This window comes from Bartonella sp. AP7XZML, from assembly GCF_042195745.1.
Classification (GTDB): Bacteria; Pseudomonadota; Alphaproteobacteria; order Rhizobiales; family Rhizobiaceae; genus Bartonella.
In genome coordinates this window covers 1-3,192 of record NZ_JBHIOT010000030.1, presented here as the reverse complement: position 1 = coordinate 3,192, position 3,192 = coordinate 1, and the positions used below count along the sequence as shown (strand labels likewise).

The following is a 3,192-nucleotide window of genomic DNA, read 5'->3' as shown; positions in this document are numbered from 1 at the left end:
CCGTAAAGCCCCGACCAACAAGGTCATGGGGCGTAAGAGTCGGAGTGAACTTGCCCCAAGACCCGCGGTTAGCAAGCCCAGTGAGCGCCCTGCGGCTGCTAAGCCACGCCAGCTTGTTTTAAGCTTACCGCTCACACCAACAAATTTGATCAAAGAGCCTATCAACTGAAGAAGCCCAAGACGTGTGCCAGCGAAGGTAAAACGCAAAACCCGTAGAGCAATATTAAAAGCCATCAGGGCAGCAATGGTTTTGATAATGGCGCTTGTTAAAGTGGGATGAGCATTCGCCCACGCCATAAGCCCATTGGTAAAATTGCCAACACTTTCCATCAAACTGTTGAGGGGGGGCAGAAGCACTTCACCAATGCTAATCCCCAAAGCCACAATGCGGTTTTGTAAGAGTTCAAATTGTCGCATGGCACCGGTTGCTTGTTTGTCCGCCTCTTGTTCTACGGACCCTTTAAAGACTTTTGGATCTTTCACATACTCTAAAGCTTGCCCTAACAATTCTGGATTGCCAACCAATTTGGCAAAATCACCGGTAAAATCGCGCCCAGCAATGGCAATCAGCGAGCGCATCCCCTGTTCGGATTTACCCAACACATTAAAAAAGCGCACCAAAGTGCCGGTAGCATCTTTGTCCAGATCTTGCATAAATTTTTCGCGTGAAAGCCCGATATTAGCAAAAGCATCTTCAATATGCTTGCCCCCTGCCTGAATGCGGGCACTCATGGCATTAAAACCACGCGCAGCACTCTCTGGAACAATCCCAGCAGAAATCATCGCTGTACCAAATGCTGCTGTTTCCCGCGCAGTGAGCTTAAACATGGTTGCCGCACCGGTGGCACGATTGGTAAAATCAGACACTTCACTTGCCTTGGCAGCCATGTGGTTAGAGAGATGATTGATGGCATCCCCTAGATCTTCAATGCCTGCTTGATTAAGCTTAAAGACATTACGCAACTTGGCAAAGCGCTCCCCAATCTGATCCCCTGTCATATCAAAAGCAACAGCTGCTTTGGCAGCATAAATGCTAAAAGCTTCTAGATCTTGCTCGCCAATCCCTGCTTGGCTAGCACTGGTCATCAGTTCTAAAACTTCACGCGCCGCTAGCGGAATCTTGGTGGAGGTTTCAAGCGCAAAACGGCGCAATTCCTTTAAGCGATCAAGGGGGGCATCCAGAACCTTTTCTAGTCCCTTCATCGATTGATCAAATTGCATGGCTTTATAGAGCGGTGCAATTAAGGTTGCTGTTTGCGCAATGGCACCCACCATACGCCCGCGTGCATGATTGAAAGCATTTTCTGCATTCTTTGTCGCATCCTCAAGATGCTCAGGGTCAAACCAATTTTTAAAATGCTGCCTTGTCTTGTTTTGGAAATGCGCAATATCTGAACTAAAGGCTGCAAGATCCCGCTTGGCAGAAGCTATTCCCTCTTGCAGATGATTGACAAAACGCACAACAAGGGAAACATCCATGATCGTCTCTTATCCTAACTGATGACTTTCATATTCTTGGGCTTTAAAGCGTGCGAGTTCTTCTCGATAGGCAATCACATCCAGCCAATCCATCTGGTTAATTTCTGAAGGCGCCCAGTGATAATAAAGGGCTAGCTCTGCTCCAAATTGTCCGGCAGAGAGGATTGGCGTTGCGGAAAAAAAACAAAAAAAGCCTTGAAAACAGCAATAATGTCAACAACATCAAGACGATTAATCAATTCAACCGTTTCATGAGACATATCGGCTAAAAGCACGGCTATTCCTTCCATAGCCTCATGGGTAAATAAAGCCTCACAAAGCTTAAGAACAAGAATATCATTGCCCAATGTTGTTTTATCCTCTTCTACAGCGGGTAGAACGAGCTCTACCAACTGCGGTCCAATCAACACCGCTAATTGGCGTGCTTGCTTGAAGTTTGGGCGATAAAAGGTCAGTTTTTTGCAGAGAGATTCTTTGCCTCCTTTATCCTGATAAAGAAGCGGAACAGCTAATTCCACGTCAATGCTGGTTTGTAAACTTGTCATGATCAATTCCTATAAGTTGAGAATAGAGCGGCGGCGAGAACCGATCTCTTGCCCATTGCGGACAAGCCAACCGCCCCGTTTAAAAGAAAAGCGGTGCAAAACAGAACCATCCCAAAATTCCGTATAGTCCCAAATATTTTTGATTTCGCAATCATAGCCTGTAGCTTTTCCAGCCGTTAAGCCTTCGCTATCCACTTTGATCAAGCGCCCCGTGACATCAATAGAATGTTCATGCTCGCGCCCGTCTTCTTCAGACATCACATGTTTTTTGCCGGTAAATTTATGACGAAGCCCAGGGGGACCACCAAAGATACCAATCACTTCAGGGGTATGGCTGCGGATTTTCATTTGCATGCTCAAAGCTTTCACACCAAGACCGCTCACATCAATTTGCATATCAGAGTCCCCTGGTTGATAGGTTTCTGTAATTTCTTCCAACGTGGGCAGTTTTAATGTTTCAAGATCAAGGTGAAGATTCACATCATCATCAACAATCAGCGTAAAACCGCGTACAATGCGTAAAGTCATGCTCTAACTCCTTGCTGCTTTGCGATAGGTTTCAAGCGTATCGCCAAATTGATAAGTCATTTTCTTTTGGATATCTTGCGCCAAACGGTCAAAATAAGCGCTATTGCGCCGGCTGCCGAAACTCAAATCTTCTAAAGGTGGCACTTCTTCTGCATCAAACTCGATCCGCAACCGTCCCAGCTGTAAAGTGCTGTTGGAATTTAAATCGCGGTCAAACCAAACACGTCCACCCAGCAGCGCTCCACGCGCAATCAGATCATCAAGAAACTGCGTGAGGCTGCGGGTAATGGCAATAACATGTTGACCAGTAAGGTTTTCATCATTCGCCCAAGGGCGGAAACTGTTAATGATTGTTTTTTCCAATGCTGCACGGGTGCGCACCACATTGACAAAGCGCCAGAGTGGGTCACTGGAAGTGGTATGGTTGCCCCATAAAATGCGTCCATTGGCAGCCATTTTTCCCACAGAATTATTTAAATGCGCATTTTGGCTAAGCCGTGCTGGAATAAAGGTCGCAATATCGGCTTGGTTAAGGCGATTTGCCTCATGATCAATCTCCCCATCAAAATAGCTAATGGGGCGCGCCGTGCCTAAAATGCCATGCACATCTTGGTTGGAGGGAGACCAAAAAACACCGCCC

The 3,192-nt window shown here is 46.6% G+C and carries 4 protein-coding genes; all 4 read right to left on the bottom strand.

Features of this window, described 5'->3' with window-relative positions:
- On the bottom strand, nucleotides 1-1,479 hold a 1,479-nt coding region (locus ACFILT_RS03250), incomplete at its 3' end, for a phage tail tape measure protein (RefSeq protein ID WP_375679569.1).
- Between the two features lie 131 nt (nucleotides 1,480-1,610).
- Complete coding sequence (locus tag ACFILT_RS03245) at nucleotides 1,611-2,024, bottom strand: hypothetical protein (protein WP_375679568.1); 414 nt, start codon at nucleotides 2,022-2,024, stop codon at nucleotides 1,611-1,613.
- A 9-nt stretch (nucleotides 2,025-2,033) separates the two neighbouring features.
- On the bottom strand, nucleotides 2,034-2,552 hold the full coding sequence (locus ACFILT_RS03240; RefSeq protein WP_375679567.1) for a phage major tail tube protein: 519 nt from the start codon (nucleotides 2,550-2,552) through the stop codon (nucleotides 2,034-2,036).
- A gap of 3 nt (nucleotides 2,553-2,555) precedes the next feature.
- On the bottom strand, nucleotides 2,556-3,192 hold a 637-nt coding region (locus tag ACFILT_RS03235; RefSeq protein ID WP_375679566.1), incomplete at its 5' end, for a phage tail sheath family protein.

Bases quoted from the DNA above. Each gene is read 5' to 3' on its own strand.
- ACFILT_RS03245 (WP_375679568.1), bottom strand. From the start codon at position 2,024: ATGACAAGTTTACAAACCAGCATTGACGTGGAATTAGCTGTTCCGCTT.
- ACFILT_RS03240 (WP_375679567.1), bottom strand. From the start codon at position 2,552: ATGACTTTACGCATTGTACGCGGTTTTACGCTGATTGTTGATGATGAT.